A 20,339-nucleotide genomic window follows, 5' to 3' on the forward strand; every position below is an offset into this window, starting at 1 on the left:
GGACGGGCAGGTGCGGGATTATCGGGTGTTGGCGAAAACCGCATATTGCGCTGCCGCACGTTGCTGGGCATCCAAAAGCTGGTTGCTGCTTACTATTCCGACATACTGGTGGTAAGCGAGCACACAGCTGTAGCGTTTCGACGCGGACAGCCGGGTGTTCTCCACACAGGCGGAATCGGGAACATTGGGTGGGGCGGCGGCCTCGATGTCGGTACGCCAGGGGAACAGTTTCTCGGTGACCGCGCGCCGGGCGCTGTCCTCGTCGGGCGTGCGGATGACGTAGGAACCCCAGGAGACGGCGATCTGCTCGGCGTTCATCTTGGTGAGCTGCTCGTCGACGTACTGCCGGTCGCTGGGCAGTGGATCGCCGGAGTAGTGCAGGATGCCCTGCTTGCCGACGAGCAGGTACTGGCCCGAGCCTTCCGGGCTGGACAGCTGCTCGGGGTTGAGGGCGCGCATGAGCACGTGCTCGGGGTCCCAGGGCAGGGTCATGACCTCTTCGTCGGTGAGCGCGGTGGTCTTGTCCAGGGCCTCGATCTGCTTGGCGTAGGCGGTTTCGGCGAGGGTGGTCAGGGCGTGCTGGTCGGGTTTGTCGACCGAGAGCAGGAAGGCGATCACGAACGGGCCGTGCGGGAGCAGGGTGCGCAGGAACGGCGAGTCGGGGCGCCAATGGGACAGTGCCGCAGGGTATCCGGGTAGCGATACCGGCTGGTTCTTGCCCTCCTGGGCGGCGAAGTCGGCGTCGTGGAACTCGCGGGCCGCGGCGTTCGCGCGCTCGGCGTCGGGGAACTGGAAGACCATCGTGGTGGCGGTGAGCCGGTTGTTGGCCTGCTTGGAGGGCCAGCCGCCGAGGGTGTTGACGCTGGTGTCCCTGGCCGCGCCGTTGGACTCGAAGCCGTAGAGCATCTTGTGCTTCTTGGCGATCCCCGACATCACCGTGTCGTCACCCAGCGCCCAGGGCATCACACCCGCGGACGCGGTGCGCGCGCGTTTGCCGAAACCCATCTGCGGGTCGATGTCGTGGGCGGTGATCACGTAGTCGGCGATCCGCATCGCGGCCACCTCGTACATCTCGTAGAACGGCAGGACCGGGTCGTCGTCGTGGGCGTTGATCGGCTCGGTGGGGTAGGAGCCGGTGTCCAGGGTGCGGAAATCGGTCTCGGCGGGCAGGGCCGAGCCTGCCACGGTGGAGCCGCAGGCGGCGAGCACCGCGGTCAGGACGGTGGCGACGAGGGCGGTCGCGAGGCGCGTCGAGGTTCTCATGCGGCATTCACCAACAGGGCGTACTGGGCGGAGATCCGCTGCTGGGCGTCGAGGAGTTGATGCGACCAGACGTAGGCGGCGTAGCGGTCGTAGGAGACGGCGCAGTAGAAGCGGATCGCGAAGCGCTGCCTGCCGATGTATTCCTTGCACTGGGCGAAGGGCAGGTTCTTCGGCGGCTCGGAGGCGGTGAACTTGCGGGTCAGGCCGCCGAGCTCGTCGCGCACGGCCTGGGCGCCCGCGACATCGCGGGCACGGTACACATCGGCGCCGTCGGAGGCGTACAGGTCGACGCCGGCCTCCTCGATGACCTGCGCGATCGCCACCGGATCGGAGGTGAAGTGCCGGGCGGTGCGGCCCGCGTACACGCCCGGCGGGTTGATCCACGAGTCCTCGCGGGGGCGCGGTGCGGTGCGGCCGAGCATGCCCTCGCGGTCGCGCGGCAAGCTCATCAGCTGGTCGCTGGGGGTGGGGGTGAACTTCGTCAGCTCGGGGACGAGGGTGTCGAGGCTCTTGCGGGTGAGGTCGAGCAGGGCCTGCTTGTCGACCTTCTCGAGATAGATCTTGAGGTAGTCGTAGAGCCAGGTGTAGACGACCAGGTGGCCGGTGGCGAACCAGGAGCCGATCGACTGCTGGTCGGGCTGCCAGTGCGCCTCGGCGCCCGGGTAGCCGGGGATCTCGATCGGCTGGTTGCCGGGGGCGTAGCCGAAGTCGAGCCGTTCGAGCTCGGTGGCCGCGGTGGCCGCCTTCTGCTCGTCGGGGAAGATCATCACCGCGTTGACCATGTCGATGCCCTGGTTGTTGGGCTCGGTCTGCGCGGAGCTGACGAATCCGCCGATGAAATCGGGCGCGGCCTCGGCGAACCGGTCGACGGCCATGATCTTGCCGAGCGCGGCCTCCGGATCGAGGAACACCGAGGCGATCGTGGGATTGGTGTGGATGAATCGCGGGTCGATGTCGGCGGGCGTCGGCACATGGTCGCCGAGACGCTCGGCCTCGATGAAGCGGGCCTGGTCCTGATTGGCGACCACCCCGACCTCACGCGGTTCGGTGGCGTAGTTGCCGACGTCGAGGGTGGTGAGATCGACCGGCGGGTCGGTGGCGGCGTGCGCGTCGGGGCCGGAGTCGCAACCGGCGATCATCCCCGTCGCGAGCACGGCCGCGAGCAGGGCGCACGCAGCCCTGGCTGGAACAGGAATTCCCACGTCGATCTCCCTCCCCGGAATCGGTCGTCGGCCGAATCGTACGGCACCGGTCCGACGAAGTCGCGGGTCACCGGGTGTGTGACCCCCGCACGGACCAGCCCCGACGACCCGGTGCCGGTGACGATCGTGTGGCGTGCCGAGCGGTCGGGAGCGGCCACCGCGATCCGGACAAACGGGTCACAGGCTGTTGGCGAGGAGGGCGTATTGGGCCGAGATCTTCTGGCGGACTTCGGGTTCGCGTTCGGCGCTGACGATGCCCAGGTAGCGCTTGTAGGGGACGTAGCAGCGGTAGTTGTCGGTGTCGTCCTCCGGGGTGCGCAGTTTCAGGCACTGGGCGCCGGGGATATCGCCGGGGGCGGGGAGCGGGTCGTAGCGGTCGGAGCTGTCGATGAGGCCCTTCATCAGGGCTTCGGAGGCGGCCTGGTCGCGGGTGCGGGTGATCGAGCCGCCGTCGACGACGGCGATCTGGTCGGCGCCGGTGCTGTCGACGAGTTCCTGGCGGGTGGTCTGGTCGTAGGCGCGGTTGACCAGGTGGTTGGTGCTGTAGACACCGAAGACGTTCTGGTCGGGACGCAGGCCGCGACGGTCCTCGACGATCGCGCGCGACAGCAGGCGGTCGGGGTCCACCGGCAGGTCGGCGAGCTTGTCGGCCGGGGTGGCGGTGAACCGGGACAGCTGGGCGAGTTCGGCGGCCAGCGCCCGGTCGACCCAGTCGGTCAGGTCGGTGGCCTCGGCGCGGGGACGCTGGATGAACAGCGAGATCACGAACTGCTCGTAGGCGTGGAACGCGCCGACGGTCGCGACGCCGGGGCGCCAGTGCAGGTAGGCGGCCGGATAGCGGGTCGAGGTGAGCTTGCGGTTGTCGGGGGAGACGGCCAGGTCGACGTCCTCGAGTTCGCGCGCGGCGAGGGTGGCGGCCGCGGTGTCGGGGAAGCGCAGCACGAAGACGCTGACGGCGGTGGCGTCGGCGGGCGGACGTGTGGAGTCGGCCGGGTCGGGTTTGTCGGCGCCGAGCGCGGCGTAACCGGTGACGTACTTGCGTTTCTCCAGAACGGGTCTGGACACATTGGCGACGAAATCCAGTGCGCGCGTGACATCCCCGGCGACGGCACCACCGCGCCCGTAGGTCAGCGAGGAATCGATACGGACCGCGGGTGCGACGGCCGCCGACATCCGCATGCCTTCCACGAGAGCGCCTTTGGTGCCGGCCTTGTCGTCGAAATGATGACGATCGACGGCATAGGTGCCGGTCTCCAGGCCGCGCACATCGGCTTCGCCGGGCACCGCCGTGCCGCCGACCGCGCAGCCGGTGAGGGTGACGAGCGCGGCGCAGCAGAGCGCGGCCGCGAGCCGGATCCTGGTCGAACAGCTCATCACAGCGCCCCCTCGACGTTCTCGCGCGATACCTGTGAAGTTACCGGAGGAATCCCGCCCAGGGGGACCTATGTCTGGACCTTTGCCATAGTCTGGGAGCTATGGCGACGACCCTGCTGTGTGGTTCCGGTGGAGGCCGATACCTGTGAGGGATCGGCAGGTCGAAGTGGTGCCCGGAAGTCACGCGGTCGCGCACGTCGCGGGCGCGGTGATCGTGGTGGCGCACCGGGGGCAGGGCAGACCCGGCCCGGGCGACACCGCCGCCCTCGCGCTGGAATCGCTGGCGGAGCTGGTGCGCGCCGCGGCCGACGAGGCGCCCGGCGGTCCGGGTTCGGTGGTGGCGCGTGAGGCCACCCGCTGGCTGATGAAGTACGCCGAGCAGATCTCGCCCGGCGTGCCGATCGATTTCGGCGTGCTCTCGGCCGCCGAGAACGGCGGTATCGCGATCTTCCTGCACGGCGCGGTGACGGCCGTGCTCGCCGGGGAACATGGCCCGGAGTACTACCGCGGCAGTGACGCGGCGTTCACCGTGGACCGGGTGGCCTCCGAGCCCGCCAGGGGCGTCGCGCTGTTCATCGACGACGCCAAGGGCCGGATTCCCGACCTGCCGCCGGAGCGCGGCATCGGCTGGCTGGTCGAGGGCATCGCCCAGGCCGGCGGGGCCGTGGTGTGGTCCAACGACGTGCGCAGCCGGGTGCGGACCGCCGAACCCGCGGGCGCGGTCCGTCGCCCGCCGCCGCCCACCGCGCGGATCGACCGGGAACCGCCCGCGCCGCAGCAGGATTCGCGACCGGCCGAGGCGCCCGCGACCGGAATGCAGCCCGCGACCTCGATGATGGACGCGGTCACCAGCGCGACCGGGCCCGCCCACGCCACGGTCGACCCGCACCACGCCGAGACCCGGCAGGCGGGCACCAATCCCGCCCCGGAACCCGACCCGGACCTGCAGCGCAGGCTGGAAGCCACCGCGCGCTCGACCGTGCTCGCGGTCAAGGTGATGGGATTCAAGTGCGCGCGGGCCCATCCCAGCGATCCGCGCGCGGCGTTCTGCACCGTGTGCGGGATGCCGGTCGACCAGACCCAGGCGCTCTCGGAGGTCGTGCGGCCCCCGCTGGGCATGCTCGTCCTCGACGACGGGATGACCTTCCTGCTGGCCGCCGACGCCGTGATCGGCCGTGACCCGGAGAACTCCGAAGCCGCCCAGCGCGGCCTGATCCCGCTGCGTGTGGACGACACCTCCGGTGGCATGTCCCGCGCGCACGCCGAAGTGCACCTGGTGAATTGGGACGTGCAACTGCTCGACCGCGGCTCCACCAACGGCACCCGCTCCCGCCTGCCCGGCTACCGCGACTGGATCCGCCTCACCCCGAACCAGCCGATGGTGCTGGTCCCGGGCACGGAGGTCATGATCGGCAACCGCGTCCTCCGCTACGAACCCGCCGCCCCGCCCCCGTTCGGCTGAGGTCTAGCTGTAGCGGGAGAGGCAGGTGGTCTCGCCGCTGAGGACACCGGCCCGGAAGGCGTCGACGCGGGAGAAACCGCTGGGGACGGTGTTGCCCTCGGTGTCGCTGGCGGCCAGACCGTCGGTGAGCAGGCCGGAGACCGCTTCGTCGAGGTCGCCCGCGGACAGCTGGATATCGCCCTGGCTGACCGGGCGGTCGGGCTCGGCGAGCCTGCCGGTGACCACGCCCGACAGGCAGGCGGCGCGCAGGCCGGTCTTCGCGCCGGTCAGCGCCTGGCCGTGGCTCTGCTGCACGGCCAGGGTGTAGCGGGAGATGAACACGACGTAGCCGTTGTAGTCGCCGCTGACCTTCACCGGCAGCGGGCCGTCGTCCTCGGTGTCGACCGCGCCGCGTTCGGCCAGGCCCGCGACGTCGGTGGCGATCACGTTCGTGGCGGGGCAGTAGGTGACCGGTTCGGTGGCGGCGCCGTCGGCGCAGTCGATCCGCGCGCCGGAGTAGTCGTAGCTGGGGCTGTCCTCCACCGGCAGGATCGCCTGCAGCGCCTTGCTCAGCTCGACCAGGTTGTCCTTGGAGATGGGGTACTCGCCGCGGCCGGTGTCGCCGGAGAAGCTCTGCGGGAGATTGCCGCGGCGCTGTTCGATCTCGTCGGAGTCGATGCCCTTGCAGCCGCGCGGGCCGTCGGTGAAGCCGATCTGCACCGCGGTGACCCGCTCGAAGGCCGAGCCGTGCACGCTCTCCGGGTCGTCGGGGTCGGAGTCGCGGATCGAAACAGTCGCGGCGAGAACGGAATTCAGGCCGTCGGAGGTGTTGATGGTGAAGTGCTCGGATTTGCCCTCGGCGACGTGGCGCATGAAGGCGCCCGCGAAGCAGTCGGCCTGCTGTTCCTTGACCAGCACCGGGGTCTTCTTGGTGGCCAGCCCGGCCATGGTCTGGATGGCGTGGCCGTATTCGTGGGCCAGCACCATCACCACCGACATCTGGCCGAAGGTCTCGCTCATGGTGGGCAGCAGCATGGTGCGGTCCCAGCCGATGGAGTTGTCGCTGCGGCAGTAGGCGGCGTTGACCAGGTGGTAGGTGGTCTCCTTGCAGAACTCGACCGCCTGGCTGCGCGGGGCGCGCGCGTTCCAGGAGATGAGTTTCTGGACCGGGTCGAAGGTCTGGTCGCGGAATTCGGTGCCGAAGACCGACTGCCAGTACGCCTGGATGTCGGCGATCGCGTTGAGGGCCAGCTGGTCTACCTCGCCGTCGTCGCCGTTGGTGGCGGTGAGATCGGCGTCGGGGACGCCGGGACGTGGGCCGTTGGGTCCGCCGGTGGTGGGCAGACCGGCGACCTGGAAGGGGTCGTCGTAGATCGAGACCCCGTGGCCGTCGACCGCTCGCGTGCACCCCACACCGGCCAGCGCGCATAGCACGGCGGTGATCACAACGAACACTTGGCCTTTCGGCATCTATCCCCCTGGTCGGCCGGATCCGTGTGCAGGTCGATCACCGGATCGGCACTGAAGCCGTCTCGGGGGCACCGCCGATGTCCGGGCGATGGCATAGTATCCGCTCCATGTCTTCACCGGGGGCGCAGACCATCACCGTGCGCCATGATGGAACCGAACGAGTCTTCGAAGCGAGCCAGCAGATCACCATGGGCCGGGCGCCCGAGGTCACCCTGTTCGTGGACAGTCCGCTGGTCTCGCGCGTGCACGCCACCCTGCGTTTCCAGAACGGCGCCTGGGTGCTCGCCGACAACGGCAGTACCAACGGCGTCTTCGTCGACGCGCGCAGGCTGAGCCAGCCCGTGTCGATCGACCGTCCCACCCAGGTCCGTCTGGGCGACGCGATCAGCGGTCCGCTGCTGCACCTGGTCCCGGCCGCGCTGGGGTCGCGGCACGCGGCCACCGTGCTCGCACCGCCGTCGCAGCCGCAATCGGCACCGCAGCAGCAACAGCCACGCCCGCCGCAACGTCCGCAGTTCCCGCCGCCCGCGCGACCGAATCCGCAGGCCCAGCGGCCGCAGCAACCGCCGCAGTACGTTCCGACCTCGCAGCTGCCCTCGCAACCGAAGGCGCCGCAGGACAACATCAACATGACCCGCCGCGCCGACTCCTCGATGCTGCCGCCGGTGCGCAAGGCGGCCTCGACCGAACCCGTCGCCCGCGGTGACCGCATTCCCGCAGGCGGCCTGAGTATCGGCCGTACCTCCGACAACCAGATCGTGGTCAACGATCCGCTGGCCTCGCGCAGGCACGCGCGCCTGGTGTCCTCCGCGGAGGGTCTGACCATCGAGGACCTGGGGTCGGCCAACGGCACCTTCGTCAACGGTCACCGTCAGCAGCGCACCGTGCTGCGCGAGCGCGACATCGTCACCATCGGCAACATCGACTTCGTCGTCAACCAGGGCGCGCTGACGCACCGGCAGAAGCCGGTCGCCGAGCTGGGCCTGACGGTGCACGGGGTCGGCTTCACCGTCGAGGGCAACAAGCAGCTGCTCGTCGACGTCAACATGCAGGCCGGCCGCGGCACGCTCACCGCGCTGATCGGCCCCTCCGGCGCGGGCAAGTCGACGCTGTCGAAGCTGATCGCGGGCAATACCCAGCCCTCCGGCGGTGTGGTCACCTTCGAGGGCCGCAACCTGCACGCCGAGTACGAGGCGCTGCGCTCGCGTATCGGCATGGTCCCGCAGGACGACGTGCTGCACCGTCAGCTCACCGTCCGCCAGGCTCTCGGTTTCGCCGCCGAACTGCGGCTGCCGCCCGACACCACCAAGGCCGACCGGCAGCAGGTGATCGACGGCGTGCTGCAGGAGCTCTCGCTCACCCAGCACGCCGACACCCGCGTCGACCGGCTCTCCGGCGGTCAGCGCAAGCGCGCCTCGGTGGCGATGGAGCTGCTCACCGGCCCCTCGCTGCTGATCCTCGACGAGCCCACCTCGGGCCTCGACCCGGCGCTGGACCGCCAGGTGATGCAGATGCTGCGCGAGCTGGCCGACGCCGGTCGCGTGGTGATCGTGGTGACCCACTCGGTGGCCTGCCTGGACATGTGCGACCAGGTGGTGCTGCTGGCCCCCGGCGGCAAGACCGCCTTCGCCGGGCATCCCGGTGGCGTCGGTGCCGCGCTCGGCACCAGCGACTGGGCCGAGATCTTCGCCAATGTGGCGGCCAATCCGGACCAGGCCTTCGCGGCCTATCGCTCCCGCCAGGCCTATGTGCCGCCGCCACCGCCGGCACCACCGCAACGCGGCAGCATGGGCGCGCCACCGCAGTCCAACGGGATGCGGCAGTTCTCCACGCTGGCGCGCAGGCAGTTGCGGCTGATCTTCGCCGACCGCGGCTACCTGGTGTTCCTGGTGGTGCTGCCGTTCATCCTCGGCGCGCTGTCGCTGGTGGTGCCGGGCAAGAACGGTTTCGCCGCGGGCGCGCTCGTCGCCCAGGCCGACGGGTCCTTCGCGCGCTCGGGCGGCAGCGAGACCCAGCAGTTGCTGGTGGTGCTCATCCTCGGCGCCTGCTTCATGGGTGCCACGCTGAGCGTGCGTGATCTGGTCGGTGAGCGGTCGATCTTCCAGCGCGAACGCGCGGTCGGGCTGATGCCCTCGGCGTATCTGCTGGCCAAGATCGCGGTGTTCAGCGTGGTCGCGTTCCTGCAGTCGGCGGTGCTGATCGGCATCACCCTGGTCGGCAAGAAGCCGCCGGGTGCGGGCTCGCTGATCCCGAACGGCAGCATCGAGTTGTACATCGACATCGCGATGACCGCGGTGTGCTGTGTGGTGTTCGGTCTGCTGATGTCGAGTCTGGCCAAGTCCAACGAGCAGGTCATGCCGATGCTCGTGGTGATGATCATGGTGCAGCTGGTGATGGCCGGTGGCCTGATCCCGGTGACCGACCGCGTCGGCCTCGAGCAGGTGTCCTACCTGTTCCCGGCCCGCTGGGGTTACGCCGCCGGCGCCTCGACCGTCGACCTGACGACGATCTTCTGGGGCGCCCAGGACGACCCGCTCTGGAAGCACACCATCGGCATCTGGATCCTCGACATCGTGATGGTCGTCGTGATCACCGCGGTGCTGGCGGCGATCACCTGGACGCGCCTGCGGCTGAAGAAGTCCCAGGCATGAGCGAGGCGGGCATGAGGCAGGTCAGAGGGCTATCCGCGGGCACGCTGCGCGTGTCGTGCGCCGACCGGGCACACTTGAGCCTGTGACCGTTCGAGTTGGCGCCCTGCACCTGGGGTGGGATGTGGTGTCCGTCGCCGCCGGTGGCGGAGACACGCCGATCCGCCCGGTTCAGGTCGAGGGCACCTATACCCCGCCTGCCTATCTGCTCGCCGACGCGGCGGGCAGGCTGCACACCGCCGGTGTCGACCGGCAGCGACCCGACCTGGGGATGGCGATCGCCGACGTGCGCGACATCCTCGGGCACCCGCAGATCGTGATCGCCGGGGCGACCTGGCCCGCCGAACTGGTGTTCCGGGCCCGGCTCTACAACCCGCTCGCCGCGATCGGCAAGTACCTGCGCGGCAAGCCGCAGCTGGTGGCGCTGCCGTATCCGGACAGCTGGCCGGAGGAGAAGGTCGAGGTGTACGCGGCGCTGGTCGAGCAGCTCGACGTCACCGTCGAACCGCTGCCGGAGAGCGTCGCGCTGTCGGGCTACGTGCGGGCGCTGGGGCTGGTGCAGCCGCCGGGCGAGCGGCACCGTACCGGTGTCGGCGCCACCGGCGTGTACTCCGACGGCCGCACACTGCTGGTGGTCGCGGTGCACGGCGACGACGAGCAGCCCACCGAGTCGGTGGAGGTCTCGGTGAGCGCCGAGGCACTGCGCGACGCCCGCTCCGCCGACAATGTGGTGATCGAGGCCATGGCCGCGGCCCGCTCGATCGGCGCCGACACCTCGACGGTGCTGCTGGCGGGCAATGTCTGCTTCAACGACGCGCTGCGGCTGGCCTTCCAGAACCACCTCGGCCAGCGGCTGCACGTGGCCGACCATCCGATGCACGCACTGGTGCTCGGCGCCGCGCATCTGCTGGTCACCGAGCCGTTCGACGAGGACGACTACGAGGAACCCCAGCACCCCGGCGCGGCCTACGCCGCCCAGGTGGGCTGGGGCGCGCAGCCGTCGGCGCCGCCCGCGGCCCAGCCGCCCGGCCCGGCCGGTTTCGTGGCGGGTCCGCCCGCACAGCCGCCGCACAGCGCCCCCCGGCACGCCCTCGACGACGAGGACGACCGCCGCGGCAAGCTCATCGGCAAGGTGAAGAAGGGCTTCTTCGGCGCCCCGGCGGTGGCGGGCGCGCTCGCCCTGGCCGCGACCGGCTGGCAGGCCGAGGTGGTCACGGCCGCCGACGCGAGCACCTGCGCGTTCACCCCGTACGCGAACACCGTCCCGCCGGAGGGCATCGCCACCGCGGGCGCCACCCTGATCGGTGACCGCGCCTGCGTGGCCCCCGGCATCGACACCCTGCGCTACCTGATCCCCGGCACCGCGGGCGCGACCGACCCCGGACCGCCGGTGGTCATCTAGCCGCTCGCCCGATTGTGGGTCGGTGATGCGCGACTGGTATCGTGGCTCGCTGGCGTGTGGAACGCCGAACCGTTCGCGGATCGGCGTCTCCTCGAAGTCCCGGGTCTCCACCAGCCGCCGGGGCAGTGTCGATCCACACCCGTGGCTGGCAACACCGACGACAGACAGGGAACGACTGTGCCTACGTACAGCCCCAAGGCGGGTGACGTGACCCGCAAGTGGTACGTCATCGACGCCACTGACGTAGTCCTCGGCCGTCTCGCCGTGCAGGCCGCTGGCCTGCTGCGCGGCAAGGGCAAGCCGACCTACGCACCCCACGTCGATGGTGGCGACTTCGTCATCATCATCAACGCGGACAAGGTTGCCATCTCCGGCAACAAGAAGCAGGACAAGCTCATCCACCACCACAGCGGACACCCGGGCGGCCTCAAGTCGCGCACTGTCGGCGAGGTGTTGGCGACCCGTCCCGATCGTCTCGTGGAGAAGGCCGTCAAGGGCATGATCCCGAAGAACAAGCTGGGTAACGCGATCGCGGGCAAGCTGAAGGTCTACGCAGGCCCGAACCACCCCCACGCCGCGCAGCAGCCGGTTCCGTTCGAGATCAAGCAGGTGGCCCAGTGACCGCTCCTGAAGAGTTCGCCAACGAAGAGTTCGACGTGGCCGAAGAGGCCGTCGTCGAGGTCGTGGAAGACGGCGAAGGCTACGAAGCCGAGTACGTCGAAGAGACCGAGTTCGCGCCGATCGTGATCGATCGCCCGGTGCAGACCGTCGGCCGCCGTAAGGAAGCCGTCGTCCGCGTGCGCCTGGTGCCCGGTTCGGGCAACTTCGAGCTCAACGGCCGCTCCATCGAGGACTACTTCCCGAACAAGGTGCACCAGCAGCTCGTGAAGTCCCCGCTGGTCACCGTCGAGCGTGTCGAGTCCTTCGACATCTACGCTCGCCTGGTCGGTGGCGGCCCGTCGGGTCAGGCGGGCGCTCTGCGTCTGGCCATCGCCCGCGCGCTGATCGAGGTCACCCCGGAGGATCGCCCCGCGCTCAAGCGTGCCGGCTTCCTGACGCGTGACCCGCGTGCCACCGAGCGCAAGAAGTACGGCCTCAAGAAGGCCCGTAAGGCGCCTCAGTACTCGAAGCGCTGATTTACGCACTGCCGGCCACGGTCGTTCGCATACCCTGGGTATGCTCCCCGCGAGAGCGGGGCTGAGCCACGGCCGGCGGCGCACGTGTGCGAGAGCAGGCTGCCAGCACCGCTGGTCGCCTGCTCTCGTGCTGTATTCGGGACCTACTACCAGTAGAGGGTTTTATGGGACGGCTGTTCGGCACCGACGGAGTTCGTGGACTCGCCAACGAATCGTTGAGCCCGGAACTGGCGATGCGTGTCGCCGGTGCGGCGGCGCAGGTGCTCTCGCGCGGCAAGAAGCGCGCGGTCGCCGTGGTCGGCCGCGATCCGCGCGCCAGCGGCGAGATGCTCGAAGCGGCGGTGACCGCGGGCCTGACCTCGGCCGGTGTCGACGTGCTCTCGGTGGGCGTGCTGCCCACCCCGGCCGTGGCCTACCTGACCGGCCTCTACGACGCGTGCTTCGGCGTGATGATCTCCGCCTCGCACAACCCCATGCCCGACAACGGGATCAAGATCTTCGCCGCGGGCGGGCACAAGCTCGACGACGCGGTGGAACAGCGCATCGAGGCCCTGATCACCGAGGGCGTCACCGTGCGCCCCACCGGCGCGGGCATCGGCCGGGTGCGCGGTGACTACACCGTCGAGGGCACCCACGAACGCTATGTCGAGCACCTGCTCGAATCCACCGGCCAGGATCTGTCCGGGCTCACCGTCGTGGTCGACTGCGCGCACGGCGCGGCCGCCGAGGTGGCCCCGCAGGTCTACCGGGAGGCGGGCGCGACGGTGATCGCGATCAACGCCGAACCCACCGGTCTCAACATCAACGACGGCTGCGGCTCCACCCACCTGGACGCGGTGCAGCGCGCGGTCCGCGAGCACGGTGCCGACCTGGGCATCGCCCTCGACGGCGACGCCGACCGCTGTCTGGCCGTCGACGCCGCGGGTGAGATCGTCGACGGTGACGCCATCATGGCCGTGCTGGCGCTGGCCATGCGCGAATCCGGCGAGCTGGTCGGCGACACCCTCGTCGCCACCGTGATGAGCAATCTCGGCCTGCACATCGCCCTGCGCGCCGCCGGGATCAGCGTCATCACCGCCGCCGTGGGCGACCGCTACGTGCTCGAGGAACTACGCCGCGGTGGATACAGTCTCGGTGGCGAGCAGTCCGGGCACGTGGTGTTCCCGCGCTACGGCACCACCGGTGACGGTGTGCTCACCGGCCTGCGGCTGATGGCGCGGATGGCCCAGACCCGCCGCACCCTGGCCGATCTGGCCTCGATCATGACCACCGTGCCGCAGGTGCTGGTGAACGTGCCGGTCAGCGACAAGGCCGCCGTGGCCGCGGCGCCCGAGGTGCGCGAGGCGGTCGCCGAGGCGGAGCGGATTCTCGGCGAGACGGGCCGGGTCCTGTTGCGGCCCAGCGGAACCGAACAGCTGGTGCGGGTGATGGTGGAGGCCACCGATCCCGAGCAGGCGCATCAGCTCGCCGACGATCTGGCCAAGCGGGTCGCGGCCGTCTGAGCCGATCCGGCCGGCGTCGTCGTGCGTTCTGTCGCGTCGCGCGCGTGACGTCGTTCGGGCGCGGCCGGATCGCACGCTGACGCCGGACGACCCGGTGGCGTGTCCGGGCAGGCCCATCTACTATCGGCGTACGCCATCAGGACCTGTGTGCTCGTGGCGCGTGTGCTGCTAGGCGCAGGCGGATGATTTGGCGCGCAGCACTATTCGAAGGGGGACGGGTCATGCTGCCTGCTCGCAACTACGGTGGTCAGTACTACGAGTACGGCGAGGCCGACCAGCCGCACCGCTGCGGCGGCGCCTGCGGTCGACCCGGCTGCCGGGATGTGCCGCAGGGTTATTCGCACACCGTGCCGATCCGCGACGAGGGCTACGGCCAGCAGTTCTACGAGCCGGCGCCCGCGCAGCCGCCGCGCACCAGCCAGGCCCCGCCCCGGGTACCGCGCTCGCGTTCGCTCATCACGGTCGTCGTGGTCCTGCTGACCACCGCGCTGGCGGGCCTGATCGGCGCCAAGCTCGGTTCCGATGTCGACCTGTTCGGCGCCCCGGAACCGGTTGTGGTGCAAACATTCTGACCACAGGCCGGCGGCAGGGCGCCGTGGGCCGACCCCGCTGCGTCCGGCTTCGTGCTCAGAACTGGCCGGCGAGGAAACCGGTGAACAGCACGAGGAAGCCGCCGACCTCACCCACGATCAGCCCGTACATGGACAGCCGCAGCGCGGCAGGGACCTCCCCGGCGAACTGATCGGTGGTATCGCGACGCGCACCGTGCAGGACATAGCTGGCGATGGCGCCGGCGAAGAACGCCAGCACCACCAGATCCGCGATCAGGTTCACCGCCGTCGGCCAGGCACTGAGCTCGGTGAACACCGCGAGCAGCACCCCGGCGAAGGAGTACATCAGCGCCGCGCGGTGCGCGATGTCGACATACACGTGCGCCGCGCCGGTCGGCGAGGTGCGGATACCGTGGTATTTCCACACCCCCAGCAGCAGGGCGCTGAGGAAGATCAGCCCGGTGACGAGCAGGGTGAGACGGGTATCGATCCCCAGGTCCATCGTTCTATCCTTCGGTGAGCGTGCCCGCGGCCATGTGCCAGCGGCGGGTCGCGCGAACAGAATCCAGCATGCGGCGGTCGTGCGTCACCAGAATCAGCGTGCCGGTGAAGGATTCGACGGCCTGTTCGAGCTGCTCGATGGCGGGCAGGTCCAGGTGGTTGGTCGGTTCGTCCAGGACGAGCAGGTTCACCCCGCGCGCCTGCAGCAGCGCCAGCGCGGCCCGGGTGCGCTCACCGGGGGACAGGGTGTCGCAGGCCCGGGTGACGTGCGGGCCGCGCAGGCCGAATTTCGCCAGGAGCGTGCGCACGTCGGCGTCGGGCCAGTCGGGCATGGCGGCACCGAAGGTGTCGGCCAGGGACTCCGGCCCGCGGAACAGCCCGCGCGCCTGATCGACCTCGCCGATCCGCACGCCGGAACCCAGTGCGGCAGTGCCGGAATCGGGGATGATCTTGCCCAGCAGCACCCCGAGCAGGGTCGACTTGCCCGAACCGTTGGCGCCGGTGAGCACGATCCGGTCGGCCCAGTCGATCTGGGTGGTGATCGGGCCGAGGGTGAACTCGCCGCGGCGCACCACCGCGTTCGCCGCCGTCGCCACCACCGCGCCGCTGCGGGGCGCGGTCGCGATCTCCATCCGCAGCTCCCACTCCTTGCGCGGCTCCTCGACCACGTCGAGCCGTTCGATCCGGCGCTGGGTCTGGCGGGCCTTGGCGGCCTGCTTCTCGGTGGACTCCGCCCGGGTCTTGCGGCCCATCTTGTCCGAGTCGCCCTTGCCCTTGCGGCGGGCGTTGCGCACGCCGTGCTCGAGCCAGTTGCGCTGCATCTGCGCGCGCGCCTCCAAACCCGCCTTGGTGTCGGCGAATTCGTCGTAGGCCTCGCGCGCGTGCCTGCGCGCGATCTCCCGCTCGGCCAGATACGCCTCGTAGCCGCCGTCGTAGAGACCCACCTGCTGCTGGGCCAGATCCAGCTCCAGCACCTGATTCACGGTGCGCGCCAGGAACTCCCGGTCGTGGCTGATCACCATCAGCGGCACCCGCACGCCCGCGACGAAGCGTTCCAGCCGGTCCAGGCCGTCCAGATCGAGATCGTTGGTCGGTTCGTCGAGCAGCAGGATGTCGAAGCGCGACAACAACACCGAGGCCAGACCCGCCCGCGCGGCCTGCCCACCGGACAGTCCCGTCATCGGCGTGGCCAGCCCGCTCGCCAGCCCGTCGGTGAGCCCCAGATCCGCGGCCACCTCCTCGGCCCGCTGGTCCAGATCGGCCCCGCCCAGCGCCAGCCAGTGCTCGAGCGCCGGGGAGTAGTCGTCGTCCCCGCCCTCGCCGAGCCGCTCGGCCGCGTCGTCCATCACCCGCTGCGCCTGCGCGACACCGGTGCGCCGGGCCAGGAATTCCAGCACCGTCTCGCCCTCGATCCGCTCCGGCTCCTGCGCCAGATACCCGACCGTCGCGTCCGGCGGGCTCAACGTGATCGCGCCCTCGCCCGGCGACCGCTGCGCCAGCATCCGCAGCAACGTCGACTTGCCCGCGCCGTTCACCCCGACCAGCCCGATCACATCGCCGGGGGCGAGGGTGAAATCGAGGTCGGCGAACAAGGTCCGCTCGGCATGGCCCGCGGACAGACCGGTCGCTTGCAAGGTGGCACTCACCGCCATGATTCTGCCTGTCTCGGGGTGCGACCCTGAGGCCGGGGCGCGCGGAAATCAGGGTGCGTATCGGTCCTGCTACCGATGCGGCCGCCACCCACCGCGCGGCACAGTGGAGTCATCACCCGCTCCACAGGAAGGCGCCCATCATGACCGCCCCCGCCCGCCGCTTCACCCGTTCGACCAGCGACTCCTGGATCGCAGGCGTCTGCGGTGGGATCGCGGAGTACTTCGGCTGGAACGCCAACGTCGTCCGCCTGCTCTTCGTCCTGTCCTGCCTGCTGCCCGGCCCCCAGTTCCTGCTCTACCTGGTGCTGTGGCTGATCATGCCGAAGAAGTAGGGGCCGAACTTCCCGCGGGCTGCTCGCGGATGACAGGATGGTGGGTAATCCGCCGCCGTCATCCGCGAGTTTTCCGTTTGAGGAGGAGTCATGGTCACCTCGGGCGACATCCCCGGCCTCGGCCTGCCCGATATCGACGCCCACTCGCCACTGAGCGACCTCGGCCCCGTCGAACTGCACCATCCCAGCCAGGACCTCGACGGTGACGGTGTCGTCGACTCGATCACCGACACCACCCCCGACTCGACCAGCATCTGGTCCGACTACGACCACGACGGCTTCGCCGACCACGTCACCGTCGTCGAGGGCGACGGCGACTACGCGGCCTGGGAGTACCACCGCCACCCCGACGGAACCTCGGAGTGGCGCCGGACCGACCAGGGCAACCTGGAGCGCTGACCATACGCGCCAGTGGGAAATATCACAGATCTGTCGATAGTAGTCTGTTGTGCTGTCGGCCGGGTACAAAATCGACGCGGTGTAGATCGAGGTCCCGGAAGACAGCGATGCGCTGCGTCTGCGATGATCGCAACCGTCTCGCCACGCGCGGGATGTCCGCCGACCTCGACGATCAGGGTTTCGATAATGAGAAAAAGTCTCGCCATTGGCTGTTTGGTGGGCGCCGCGACGTTGGTCGGATGCGCCGAGGACTCTGTTGATCATGATGCGGCCGCGTCGACTTCGGCAACGGCACCCGCAGGCTCCGCGCCTGCCATCAAGGTGAGCGTTCCACCTGCGCCGACGCAAACAGGCTCCACCCAAGTTCGTCTCGATCCATGTGTGAGTGTCGGCGACGAGTTGGTCAGCCGTGCTGGGTTCGACCCAGCAACCCGCGAAAGATACTCGGCCGAAAGCGTTTCCATGCCGTTCACCAGGATTGGCTGTCAATTCTGGCGTGAGACAGTCGTTGACGGCGAGCAATTCCCTACGGGCATCGTTGCTGTGACCTCGAGCGATCTCACCCTCGACGACATCCGTAAGAATCCCGGTCACAGCGTGTTCGATGCCAACCCGGTAGCAGGTCGGGAGGCTGTGCTGTACCGAACTCCGGAGAACAGCGGTGCTTGTTCGGCATCGGTGAGGTCGGCAGACGGAACGTTTACCGTCAGCTTGATCGCCTATCCCGGGCCTGTTCCCACGCCGTCGGCATGTGATCAGATCCGTGTGGTTGCTGAGACTTTCGGGGAGTCGCTCGGCACGTAGTGCCTTCTGGTCAACAGGTCTTGCTTCGCGCAGGGTCGGGGGTTCGAGCGCAACGAGACCGGCCTTGACCCACTGATACGAATTGAGTTAGGGAGTGTTTGGATGGTTGAGACTTTCGCGGCAAATCCCAGCGAAATCGCTGGTCTGAGCAATTTGGTTTCTCTGATCGCGGCGGATGCCAAGTCGGCTTCCGACTTCGTGGCAAAAGAAGGACGCGCCGCAGATTGGCTTCACGGACCGATTATCGACACTCTGGTAACGCCTATCAATGCGGCCGCTGAATGGATGTCACAGCGACATTCAGTGCTCGCCACCACGACTCAAGGCACAGCTACAGAGTTGAACAAGGCGGCGTGGATGTATCACGATCAGGATCAGAAGACGTACGCAGCATTGAATGCGCATACTGAGTCGAGCATCCCGGGGAGCGACAACGTCGAGGAGGTCGGGACGACCGCGCAGTATGTCGGCGCTGTCAGTTATGCCAAGCCGGAATCCTTTCAACTCGAATCCCCAGCGGCGAACAAAGAAGAACTCGCCGGTCTGATCTCTGAGGTATTTCCAGTGCTCGGCAGCGTGAACGAGTCCATCAAGAGCATTACACGTGCAGCGGGCACCGAGTATGATCCGTTGGTCAAATGTTTGGAGCCGATCCCGGGAAATTGGTCTGAGATTCGCAGACTCGGCGAGGTCTATAAATCGGCAGGCAATGGGCTTGAAATATGCGGAAAGAACCTCGAGTCTGGGTTGCGTCGGATCGATGGTACCGGGGCCGACAACAAACCCAACTGGGATGGAAGTGCCGCTGTCGCATTCAATGGCTGGGCCACCAAGCAAATTGCGGCGATGAAATGGGAAGGTCCAGTCGGCCGGGTTGTCAGCGATTGTGCGGGCGAAGTGGCCGACATGATCAGGGACGGCATCAAGTTCATTCTCGAGAAGATGTGGGGGATGTTGAACAAGTATGTCGACTTCGATGATATCAAGGGTGCACTGAAATCGGTCGCGAATATCCTGTCAACAGCTGTTCCGGGTCTTGGGGCCGCCAAGATCGCCAAGTTGGTGTACGATATCGGTGTTCTTGTCAACGCTGCTATCGATGTTGTCGGCAAGATCAGGGAGCTGGCCGAAGCATTTCAGAAGCTACTTGACATAATCAAGGATCCCGTTGGCCAGCTTAAGGATAAAGCGCAACAGAAGCTGGAAGATACCATCGCGCCTGTGACGAAGAAGATCGACGATGCTACCCGCGTGGCTGCTGTTGGCAAGGATATCGAGCAGATTGCCCACTACGGCGATATGGTGAACAGGCCAACGCAATCCTATGACGTCGGTACCGGTGCTTCGCCCTGGGGGAATGCGTCATGACGAGGCCGCAATGGGGAAGTATGCGCGAGCCTGATCTCGATCCCGAAGTCGAGGCGATCGCTCGAAAGGTGATGGATGCGGTCGACAATTTGCGCACCGCGACCATACGTCTCGCCAACATCGATGTCGACGAACTTTTCGACGGCGCCACCGAGGTCAACGAGGACTTCATATCCATGGTTGCAGGCATGGATTCAGCGTCACCGGCTCTCAAAGACTTCGCGGAGCGGGTGCGGAGCGGCGAATGCCGGTGGTGCGACATCGAGGTCCTTGCCAGGCCGGTTCCGCCGGAAGTCGCCGAGATGAAGAGTTCATCGCTCTTTGTCTGGAAGTGGTCCCCTGAGCAGCCGCCATCCACGCCTACCTCGCCGCCGGCTCAGCCCTGGCCGCCCACACAGCGGCCGCGAACGGGTGAGACCATAGTCGGACCCAGTGACTGGCCCGACGACTTCGATGAGTACCCGGGCGAACGCCGTTGGCGTTGAACCGCCGATGTCAGGAAGAACAGGCAGCTGACTAGTTCGAGGAGTATGAGGTGTCGGCGTCGCAGAAGTTGATCGGCCCGATGTCGTTGGTGTGGACGCTGGGTGTCGCTGTCGCGTCGGTGCTCTTCATGGCGGGGGCACTGAATATCGGGGTGACGATAGCTAGGTGGTCAGACTCGAAAGTCGCCATGGCGCTGGTCCTTCCCGCCAGTGTTGTGCTGGGGGTCTGGGCGTGGATGCTCGTCCTCGCCGGGGTGTGGCGGCTGCGTCGCTATTACCTCGATGGGGTTGGTACCGCGGTGAATGCCGTCGTGGTCGAGTCGGAGCTGCAGCGCAGGGACAGCCAGGGCCCGCTGAATTTCGACCTGTGGCGTGTGCAGGTGATGGTGCAGTGTCCACACCCTGACTACGGCGCCGACGTTCGCATACAGAAGCAGTACTTCTTTCCCCAGTTCCGTGAGGCAAAAGCCCGGGTTCTGGCGGAGCGGCTAGCAGTCGGGGCTACTGTTCCCGTGGTGGTGCACAAGAACGCCGCATTTATCGATATTCCCAAGCGGCCGGTGTGGGCCGACATCTGGTGAGCGCAACCAGAGCGGACTCGACGAGCGCCGCAGTCCCGACGAGATGACAGGTCGCTATCAGGTATCCGCGGCGGACCGTTCGAGGAAGCGTGGGTGGGCGCGGAACGCGACCGATCTCCGGTCCTCGGTGCGGCGTGCGCGCCATGCGGGCCTTGCCTGATTGAAGAAGAACAGGACCGTGAGTAACAAGCCTCCGGGGATCCAGCCGGGGAAGATGCCGATAGCGAA

General features: G+C 68.2%; 19 protein-coding genes. 13 read left to right on the forward strand and 6 right to left on the reverse strand.

What is annotated here, in order from left to right; all coding sequences use genetic code 11:
• Window positions 1–18: 18 nt before the first annotated feature.
• The 3 genes from ACFC06_RS22505 to ACFC06_RS22515 all read right to left on the reverse strand — a co-directional run bounded on the left by ACFC06_RS22505 (window position 19) and on the right by ACFC06_RS22515 (window position 3,839).
• Window positions 19–1,263 (reverse strand): hypothetical protein, encoded by a 1,245-nt coding sequence (locus ACFC06_RS22505; protein ID WP_375934425.1) that lies wholly within the window; start codon window positions 1,261–1,263, stop codon window positions 19–21.
• Window positions 1,260–2,465 (reverse strand): hypothetical protein, encoded by a 1,206-nt coding sequence (locus ACFC06_RS22510; RefSeq protein ID WP_375934428.1) that lies wholly within the window; start codon window positions 2,463–2,465, stop codon window positions 1,260–1,262. Before ACFC06_RS22510 ends, ACFC06_RS22505 begins: the two co-directional genes overlap by 4 nt.
• 177 nt (window positions 2,466–2,642) lie before the next feature.
• Window positions 2,643–3,839 (reverse strand): hypothetical protein, encoded by a 1,197-nt coding sequence (locus tag ACFC06_RS22515; RefSeq protein WP_375934431.1) that lies wholly within the window; start codon window positions 3,837–3,839, stop codon window positions 2,643–2,645.
• 145 nt (window positions 3,840–3,984) lie between these two features.
• Here ACFC06_RS22515 and ACFC06_RS22520 point away from each other — a divergent pair, with 145 nt between their 5' ends.
• Entirely contained in the window at window positions 3,985–5,301 is a 1,317-nt protein-coding gene (locus ACFC06_RS22520; RefSeq protein ID WP_375934434.1) for an FHA domain-containing protein, read from the forward strand.
• 3 nt (window positions 5,302–5,304) lie between these two features.
• Here ACFC06_RS22520 and ACFC06_RS22525 read toward each other — a convergent pair whose 3' ends face one another.
• Window positions 5,305–6,750, reverse strand: coding sequence for a neutral zinc metallopeptidase (locus ACFC06_RS22525; protein ID WP_375934437.1), 1,446 nt, complete (start codon window positions 6,748–6,750; stop codon window positions 5,305–5,307).
• Window positions 6,751–6,857: 107 nt separating this feature from the next.
• Here ACFC06_RS22525 and ACFC06_RS22530 point away from each other — a divergent pair, with 107 nt between their 5' ends.
• From ACFC06_RS22530 to ACFC06_RS22555, 6 genes are all read left to right on the forward strand, one after another.
• Window positions 6,858–9,401: an FHA domain-containing protein gene (locus ACFC06_RS22530; RefSeq protein WP_375934440.1), complete on the forward strand. Its 2,544-nt coding sequence runs from the start codon at window positions 6,858–6,860 to the stop codon at window positions 9,399–9,401.
• A gap of 82 nt (window positions 9,402–9,483) precedes the next feature.
• A complete protein-coding gene (locus ACFC06_RS22535) occupies window positions 9,484–10,800 on the forward strand; it encodes a hypothetical protein (protein WP_375934443.1) in 1,317 nt (438 codons plus the stop codon).
• A 177-nt stretch (window positions 10,801–10,977) separates the two neighbouring features.
• Complete coding sequence (gene rplM / locus ACFC06_RS22540; RefSeq protein WP_022567307.1) at window positions 10,978–11,421, forward strand: 50S ribosomal protein L13; 444 nt, start codon at window positions 10,978–10,980, stop codon at window positions 11,419–11,421.
• Window positions 11,418–11,936, forward strand: coding sequence for a 30S ribosomal protein S9 (rpsI, locus tag ACFC06_RS22545; protein WP_375934447.1), 519 nt, complete (start codon window positions 11,418–11,420; stop codon window positions 11,934–11,936). Before rplM ends, rpsI begins: the two co-directional genes overlap by 4 nt.
• 164 nt (window positions 11,937–12,100) lie before the next feature.
• Window positions 12,101–13,438 carry a phosphoglucosamine mutase gene (gene glmM / locus ACFC06_RS22550; protein ID WP_375934450.1) on the forward strand — a complete coding sequence of 446 codons (1,338 nt, stop codon included), beginning with the start codon at window positions 12,101–12,103 and terminating at the stop codon, window positions 13,436–13,438.
• A gap of 221 nt (window positions 13,439–13,659) precedes the next feature.
• Window positions 13,660–14,010, forward strand: coding sequence for a hypothetical protein (locus ACFC06_RS22555; RefSeq protein WP_375934453.1), 351 nt, complete (start codon window positions 13,660–13,662; stop codon window positions 14,008–14,010).
• Between the two features lie 55 nt (window positions 14,011–14,065).
• Here the strand turns inward: ACFC06_RS22555 and ACFC06_RS22560 are convergent, their stop codons facing one another.
• Entirely contained in the window at window positions 14,066–14,491 is a 426-nt protein-coding gene (locus ACFC06_RS22560; RefSeq protein WP_375934456.1) for a hypothetical protein, read from the reverse strand.
• Between the two features lie 4 nt (window positions 14,492–14,495).
• Window positions 14,496–16,136: an ABC-F family ATP-binding cassette domain-containing protein gene (locus ACFC06_RS22565; RefSeq protein WP_375934459.1), complete on the reverse strand. Its 1,641-nt coding sequence runs from the start codon at window positions 16,134–16,136 to the stop codon at window positions 14,496–14,498.
• A gap of 146 nt (window positions 16,137–16,282) precedes the next feature.
• Here ACFC06_RS22565 and ACFC06_RS22570 point away from each other — a divergent pair, with 146 nt between their 5' ends.
• The 6 genes from ACFC06_RS22570 (at window position 16,283) to ACFC06_RS22595 (ending at window position 20,111) form a co-directional block, all read left to right on the forward strand.
• Window positions 16,283–16,474: a PspC domain-containing protein gene (locus tag ACFC06_RS22570; RefSeq protein WP_375934462.1), complete on the forward strand. Its 192-nt coding sequence runs from the start codon at window positions 16,283–16,285 to the stop codon at window positions 16,472–16,474.
• Window positions 16,475–16,564: 90 nt separating this feature from the next.
• Window positions 16,565–16,873, forward strand: a complete 309-nt coding sequence (locus ACFC06_RS22575) for a DUF6802 family protein (RefSeq protein WP_375934465.1) — start codon at window positions 16,565–16,567, stop codon at window positions 16,871–16,873.
• Between the two features lie 186 nt (window positions 16,874–17,059).
• Complete coding sequence (locus ACFC06_RS22580; RefSeq protein WP_375934468.1) at window positions 17,060–17,677, forward strand: DUF3558 domain-containing protein; 618 nt, start codon at window positions 17,060–17,062, stop codon at window positions 17,675–17,677.
• A gap of 102 nt (window positions 17,678–17,779) precedes the next feature.
• On the forward strand, window positions 17,780–19,045 hold the full coding sequence (locus tag ACFC06_RS22585) for a type VII secretion target (RefSeq protein WP_375934471.1): 1,266 nt from the start codon (window positions 17,780–17,782) through the stop codon (window positions 19,043–19,045).
• A gap of 20 nt (window positions 19,046–19,065) precedes the next feature.
• Window positions 19,066–19,530 carry a hypothetical protein gene (locus ACFC06_RS22590; protein WP_375934474.1) on the forward strand — a complete coding sequence of 155 codons (465 nt, stop codon included), beginning with the start codon at window positions 19,066–19,068 and terminating at the stop codon, window positions 19,528–19,530.
• Between the two features lie 50 nt (window positions 19,531–19,580).
• Window positions 19,581–20,111 (forward strand): hypothetical protein, encoded by a 531-nt coding sequence (locus ACFC06_RS22595; protein ID WP_375934477.1) that lies wholly within the window; start codon window positions 19,581–19,583, stop codon window positions 20,109–20,111.
• The last annotated feature ends 228 nt before the right edge of the window (window positions 20,112–20,339 follow it).

It is taken from the genome of Nocardia sp. NPDC056064 (assembly GCF_042266925.1).
GTDB lineage: Bacteria > Actinomycetota > Actinomycetes > Mycobacteriales > Mycobacteriaceae > Nocardia.